Annotated in this window: 7 protein-coding genes; 4 read left to right on the top strand and 3 right to left on the bottom strand. The window is 67.6% G+C overall.

Going from position 1 to position 6,049, the window contains the following annotated elements; all coding sequences use genetic code 11:
• Window positions 1-475: BA14K family protein (locus EOD07_RS18735; protein WP_164772342.1), on the top strand; the 475-nt coding region annotated here is incomplete at its 5' end.
• A 34-nt stretch (window positions 476-509) separates the two neighbouring features.
• Here the strand turns inward: EOD07_RS18735 and EOD07_RS18730 are convergent.
• On the bottom strand, window positions 510-1,643 hold the full coding sequence (locus EOD07_RS18730) for an alpha-hydroxy acid oxidase (RefSeq protein WP_127236528.1): 1,134 nt from the start codon (window positions 1,641-1,643) through the stop codon (window positions 510-512).
• A gap of 193 nt (window positions 1,644-1,836) precedes the next feature.
• On the opposite strand from EOD07_RS18730, the gene EOD07_RS39090 reads away from it, so the two are divergent.
• Together EOD07_RS39090 and EOD07_RS18720 are read left to right on the top strand one after the other, a co-directional pair.
• Window positions 1,837-2,424 carry a TetR/AcrR family transcriptional regulator gene (locus EOD07_RS39090; RefSeq protein WP_127236526.1) on the top strand — a complete coding sequence of 196 codons (588 nt, stop codon included), beginning with the start codon at window positions 1,837-1,839 and terminating at the stop codon, window positions 2,422-2,424.
• A gap of 167 nt (window positions 2,425-2,591) precedes the next feature.
• Window positions 2,592-3,017 carry a globin family protein gene (locus EOD07_RS18720; protein WP_127236525.1) on the top strand — a complete coding sequence of 142 codons (426 nt, stop codon included), beginning with the start codon at window positions 2,592-2,594 and terminating at the stop codon, window positions 3,015-3,017.
• 55 nt (window positions 3,018-3,072) lie between these two features.
• Here EOD07_RS18720 and EOD07_RS18715 read toward each other — a convergent pair whose 3' ends face one another.
• On the bottom strand, window positions 3,073-3,819 hold the full coding sequence (locus EOD07_RS18715) for a hypothetical protein (RefSeq protein ID WP_206519494.1): 747 nt from the start codon (window positions 3,817-3,819) through the stop codon (window positions 3,073-3,075).
• 105 nt (window positions 3,820-3,924) lie between these two features.
• On the opposite strand from EOD07_RS18715, the gene EOD07_RS18710 reads away from it, so the two are divergent.
• Entirely contained in the window at window positions 3,925-4,707 is a 783-nt protein-coding gene (locus EOD07_RS18710; protein WP_164772341.1) for an AraC family transcriptional regulator, read from the top strand.
• A gap of 112 nt (window positions 4,708-4,819) precedes the next feature.
• On the opposite strand, the gene EOD07_RS18705 is transcribed toward EOD07_RS18710, so the two are convergent.
• Window positions 4,820-6,049 (bottom strand): FAD-binding oxidoreductase (locus EOD07_RS18705; RefSeq protein ID WP_164772340.1); only part of this gene is annotated, 1,230 nt, incomplete at its 5' end.

The following is a 6,049-nucleotide window of genomic DNA, read 5'->3' as shown; positions in this document are numbered from 1 at the left end:
GGCCTCGGCCGATCAGCAGGCGCAGCAACAGCAACTGCCCGTTGCCCATCTGCAATGGTGCGCCACCCGCTATCGCAGCTACCGCCCGGCGGAAAACAGCTACCGTTCCTACAGCGGCGAGCTGCGTCCCTGCATCTCGCCCTATTACGACCCCGGTGGCGACCGCACCGCTTCCACCGACGTCGGCCAGAATGATCAGGCGGCAGCGAACGATCGCCCAGGCGCCATGGCCGACGACCGGGTGGGCGACGACCAGGCCGAGATGGAAGGCTACGCCCCGTCCGGTGACGGCTACGCCACCACCTATGGCGCCCCGCCGGAAGAGATTTCGCCGGAGGCCGAGGCCGCCCAGGCATCGGGTCGGGCGGTTCGAGGTGACCACGTCGACTATTGCTTCAGCCGTTACCGCTCCTACGATCCGCGCGACAACACCTACCAACCCTTCGACGGCGGCCCGCGCCGCCAGTGCGAGTAGGGGTGGCGCGTCTTCGATCTGCGATTGGCACTCGCTAATTCAGCACCCTGCCATCGATCTCATTGACGCTGCGCGTCCCTGTCAGCGCCATGGTGACCGACAGCTCCTTGTGCAGGATATCGATGGCCGTGGCCACACCGGCTTCGCCGCCGGCGGCGAGGCCATAGACATAGGCGCGCCCGACAAGGCAGGCGCGGGCACCCAAGGCCAGCGCTCGCATCACATCCTGGCCCGAGCGCACGCCGCCGTCGAACAACACCTCCGCCTCCGATCCGACGGCTTCCGCGATCCTGGGCAACATCGAGATCGTCGAGGGGGCGCCGTCGAGCTGCCGGCCGCCATGGTTGGAAACCACAATGGCGTCGGCACCGGCCGCGCAGGCGCTCCGCGCATCGTCGGTGTTGAGGAGGCCTTTGACGATCAGCTTGCCCGGCCATATGCTCCGGATCCACTCGACGTCGCTCCAATTCAGCGTCGCGTCGAACTGATGCGCTACCCAGTCCGCCACCGCCCGGACATCGTCCTCGCCCTTGAGATGGCCGGCGAGGTTGCCGAAGGTCCAGCGTTTGGCGGTGAGCATGCGGGCCGCCCAGGCCGGATGGGCGGCTATGTCGAGGATCGTGCGAAGTTTTAATGCCGGCGGCACCGAAAGCCCGTTCCTGACATCGGCATGGCGCTGGCCCAGCACTTGCAGGTCGACGGTGAGCACCAGCGCGCCGCAACGGCCGGCGATCGCCCGCTCGACCAGCGAGCGCACGAAACCGCGATCCTTCATCACATAGAGCTGGAACCAGAACGGATAGTCGACGGCTTCAGCCACGTCCTCGATCGAGCAGATCGACATCGTGCTCATCGTGTAGGGAACGCCTGCGGTCTTGGCGGCGCGGCAGGCGAGGATCTCGCCATCGGCCCATTGCATGCCGCCGAGCCCAATCGGCGCCAGCGCCACGGGCAGCGAGACCTTCTCGCCGAGAATTGTAGTTGCCGTGTCGCGCTGCTCGACATCGACCAGCACGCGCTGCTTCAGCGTGATGCGCTCGAGGTCGGCGCGGTTGGCACGCAGCGTCTGCTCGGCATAGGAGCCGGCTTCGAGATAGTCGTTGAAGGCGCGCGGCACCCGCCGCCGCGCCGCCTTGCGCAGGTCCTCGACGCAGGTCATCCCGGCCATCAGCATTGGCGCCGCCGACGCCGCCCTGAATTCGTCGGGCAAGGTCACGATGCCTGTTGGGATATCGCGCACCGTGGGGACCACTCGTTCCATCGCCGTCCTCCCTTCGAATATTAGAGAATGCTGATCATTGAAGGCCAGGTCGTCCCTGATGTAAATTCACTTGCGAGTATACTTATCGACGGCAGCGCTCATGCCCAGAGCATCCGACGCGACCAGGCCCGTGATCCTCCAGGCGGCGTACAACTTGTTTCGCCGCCGGGGCTTCTTCCGCGTCGGCATGGAGGAGATCGCTGAGGCCGCCGGCGTCACCAAGCGTACGCTCTACTACCACTTCGACAGCAAGGACGCGCTGTTGACTGCCGTGCTCGTTTCGCAGCATGAGCGCACTTTCGCCGATTTCCAGAACTACGGTATCGAGCTGTCGGGCGGTGCCGACGCGCTGATCGATAAGCTGTTCGAGGGATTGGCCAAATGGTCATCCAAGCCGCGCTGGGCCGGCTCCGGCTTCACCCGGCTGGCGATCGAGCTCGCCGACGTATCGGGCCACCCCGCGCGCTTGATCGCACGCCAGCACAAGGCATTGATGGAAAAGCAGCTGGAAACGATGCTTGCCGGAGCCAGGATACCGTCGCCGAAGGAGAGGGCGCGCGAGCTGTTCGTGCTGATCGAGGGAACCATGGTGATGATCCTGATCCACGGCGACCAGAGCTACTGCACGGCGGCGGCGGACGCGGCGAAGAGGTTGATGGCAGTTGGTTCCTCGCGCTCTGGTCCTTGAGAAGCGCATGATGAGGCGCGCTGTCCCGCCAACACTTGCCGATTTCCTTCATAGGGCTTGATACGTTCCAGAGACCAAGCTGAAACACACCCTCCCTACAACCGGCATGCTTGCGAAACGCTCGAGCCGGATGGTCCTGGCTCCCGGAACCCAGGAGCTACGCGCCGATGACACCCGACCAGATCAAGCTTGTGCAGGACAGTTTTCGCGAGGTCGTCCCGATCAAGGAGGCCGCCGCGGCTTTGTTCTGCGAGAAGCTGTTCGCCCTCGATGGCAGCCTCAAGCCGCTGTTTCGCGAGACCGACATGAAAAAGCAGGGCGCCAAGCTGATGGCCGCGCTGGGCTTCGTCACGCATGGGCTGTCGCGCGCCGAAACCATCCTGCCCACCGTTCAGGACCTCGCCCGGCGCCATGTCGGCTACGGCGTCGAGGAGCATCACTATGCCACCGTCGGCCAGGCGCTGATCGAGACGCTCGAGACGGGCCTTGGCGAAGCATTCACGTCGGAGGTGCGCCTGGCCTGGACGGCGGCGTACGGGCTGCTGGCCGGCGTGATGATCGCGGCGGCGCGGGACGTGCAGTTGGCGGCTTGAGCCATGCAGGCGTCGAGAGCGTCGCATCCGCCCGCGCTCCCGCCGTCTTTGATGGTCAATTGTCCTGCCTCGGCGAAAGCGCCGCTAGCCAACCCATCCAGGCCAGCCCAAGCACCCAGGACAGCACGATCGCCACCGACTGCGCGCTCGTGAAACCCTGCGTGCCGGCCACCCAGCCCTGCGCCAGGTAGGCAAGGCCGCAGAGCTCGGCCAGCCAGGCGATCGGCCGCGCCAGCCAGGCGACGCGCGCCAGCGCCGCTGCGAAGACGAGCAGCGCCAGGCCGAAGGCGAAATCCTGGTAGGCGCGCATGCCCCATTCCAGCCAGCGGATCGACTCGGCGGTGGCGAAGCGCGCCGCCTTCTCGGCGTCCGGCGCGGCCGCCCAGGCATTCACCGCCTGCTTCAGCGCCACCCCGTCTACCGCCTGCAAAGCGCCGTAGAGCGCCAGCGCCGCCAGGGCGAAGGCAGCGCCGAGGCGGCCAAGCCAACGCGCCGCGCCGGCCTCGGCGTCGAGCGCCAGGGACAGCGCCACCAGGCCGGCGGTAAGGATCGCCATGGCGGCAAACTGGCCGAGATGCACCGCCATCCAGATGGCGTTCGCGGCATAGGTGGCGAAGATGGCGTGATGGTCGTTGGCCTCGCCTCCGGCGTGGAACTGTGTGACGGCGATGTAAAGGACCTGTCCGGCAAGCAGCAGCCATGAGGCGAGGCGCAGGCATCCCCGCTGGCCGGCGGGCTGCGCGACGGCGGCGCTGCGCCGGTCGATGGCGGCGAGGCCATCGATGAAGTGCGTGGTGGTCATTTTTCGGCTCCATGTTTTGCGATGGCGCGCCACATAGCCGCCCGCGCGCCTGCTGGATTGAACGTAGGGGCTGCCGGCCCGCGCGATTCGTGGCATACCGATGCGATGGGGATCGCGGGCATCGGCAGGATCATCTTCTGGTCGGGCGGCAGCCTGTGGATCGGGCAGGCTCTGGGCCCGAGCGAAATGCATGCCCACCATGCTGTCCAGCTCGCCATCGCCCTGTCAGACCGCGTCGAGTTCCGCACGGATAACGCGGCGCCCTGGCGGGCCTATGCGGGCGCCGTCATCCCGCCCGACCTGCCGCACACGTTCCAGGCGCCGGGCCGCATGATCGCGCATCTGTTCTGCGCGCCGGAATCGGCGCTCGGCCGCGGCCTGATCGGCCGCTTCGGCGCAGGTGGCATCGTCGGCGTGCCGCCGGCCGAGATCGCGCCGCTCGCCGCCGGGCTACGCAGGAAATTCGACGCCGGCGACCCGGACGAGGAGCTTGAGGCCGCCGCGCTCGAAGTGCTTTACGCGCTGTCCGGAACCGCCCCGGCGGGTGCGGTCGATCCGCGTATCCTGCGGGCCACCGCCTTCATCGACCGGCTGCTGGCCGAGCCGCTGGACCTGGAAAGCGTGGCGCGGCATGTCGGCCTTTCGGCCGGCCGCTTCCGGCATCTTTTCGTGGCCGAGACCGGCATTTCCTTCCGCGCCTATCTTCTGTGGACGCGGCTCAACCGGGCGCTCGAGCTCGGCTATGCCGGAACCTCCTGGACCGATGCCGCGCATGCCGCCAACTTCGCCGACGCCGCGCATCTGAGCCGCACCGCCCGCCGCACCTATGGCATCGCGCCCAGCTCCATGCGGCAGGTGTCGCCCGGCGTGGCGAGAATGGCGGGGTAGGTTGCCTGGTTGCCGGTTGCCAGGTTGGAACAGCGCCTCGTTCCTTCTCACCCCTCTGCCTCGATGGTCTCTCAGCGTGTCCCGCTCTGCACAGGCGAGGAAACAGGTGCTTTCACCCCACGACCTTCCCCGGATTCATCACGCCAGCCGGATCGATCAATCCCTTGATCGCCTTCGCCAAATCCCGTTTCACCGGATCCGCGTGGCGCTCATAGGCCTCGCGCTTTTCTAGCCCCACCCCATGCTCGGCCGAAAACGAGCCGCCGGCCTCGTGTAGACCTTCGTAAAGCACGTCCTCGATCGCCTCGTGCCGCTCATGCGAAACCGGCCCGTCGCAATTGATGGAGATGTGCAGATTGCCGTCGGCGAGATGGCCGTAGACGTAAGGCGCGTATGAGGCGTCGAGCGCCTTCAGCTCCGCCTCGATGCGCGCCACATAGGCGTCCAGTGCGCCGCCCGGCACGGACACATCGAAGGAGGGCGCCATGGGGTGCGCGCGCTCGATCTCGACGGTCTCCTCGCGCAGCCGCCACATCGCCGCGGCCTGGGCCTCCGAGCTCGCGACCAGCCCGTCGAGAATGCCGGCCTCTTCCCAGACCGCCGCCAGCCCGTCCTCCAGCGCCGCCCGCGCCGCTTCCATCGAGTCTGCGCCGAGCCCCAGCACCAGAAGACAGGGCGCGTCGAGCGGCAGGCTGCCGGGCGCGTAGCCCAGCGCTCGTTGCATGAGCGAGGCGAAATTGCGCCACAGGATCTCGGCGGCGCTGAGCCGCGCGCTGGTCGAGCCCAGGAAATGCCGCACGACGCGCTGCGCGCTGGCCGCATCCGGCACGCCGACCAGCGCCGTGGCGCCGGCGCCTGCCACCAGGTCTAGCCGAACCACGACGCGGGTGACGATGCCGAGCGTGCCCTCCGCGCCGATGAAGAGATGTTTCAGGTCGTAGCCGGCGCTGGTCTTCAGCACCCGGGTGAGGTCGGAAAACACCCGCCCGTCCGGCAGCACGGCCTCAAGGCCGAGCACGCGATGGCGCATCGTGCCGTTGCGAAACGCCATGATGCCGCCCGCATTGGTGGAAACCATGCCGCCGATGGTGGCGCTGCCGCGCGCGGCAAGGTCGATGCCCGGGTCTAGCCCGTGGACGGCGCAAGCCTCCTGCAGCGCACCCAGCGTCACCCCCGCCTGCACGATCGCCACGCGCGCGAACGGATCGATCTCCTCGATCTGGTTGAGCCCGCCGAGATCGCAGATCACCTGACCGGCGGACGTCGCCGCCCCGCCTGCCAGCCCCGTGCGCCCGCCCTGAGGGACAAGGCTGATGCTATGCTCCGCGCAGAACTTCACCAG

Source organism: Mesorhizobium sp. M2C.T.Ca.TU.002.02.1.1 (genome assembly GCF_003997225.1).
Note: the sequence above shows the minus strand (reverse complement) of the source record. Positions and strands in the feature narration are given on the sequence as shown.

Excerpts from the sequence above, each read along its gene's own strand:
- EOD07_RS39090 (WP_127236526.1), top strand. The coding sequence starts at position 1,837 with ATGCCCAGAGCATCCGACGCGACCAGGCCCGTGATCCTCCAGGCGGCG.
- EOD07_RS18720 (WP_127236525.1), top strand. The coding sequence starts at position 2,592 with ATGACACCCGACCAGATCAAGCTTGTGCAGGACAGTTTTCGCGAGGTC.
- EOD07_RS18710 (WP_164772341.1), top strand. The coding sequence starts at position 3,925 with ATGGGGATCGCGGGCATCGGCAGGATCATCTTCTGGTCGGGCGGCAGC.
- EOD07_RS18715 (WP_206519494.1), bottom strand. The coding sequence starts at position 3,819 with ATGACCACCACGCACTTCATCGATGGCCTCGCCGCCATCGACCGGCGC.
- EOD07_RS18730 (WP_127236528.1), bottom strand. The coding sequence starts at position 1,643 with ATGGCCGGGATGACCTGCGTCGAGGACCTGCGCAAGGCGGCGCGGCGG.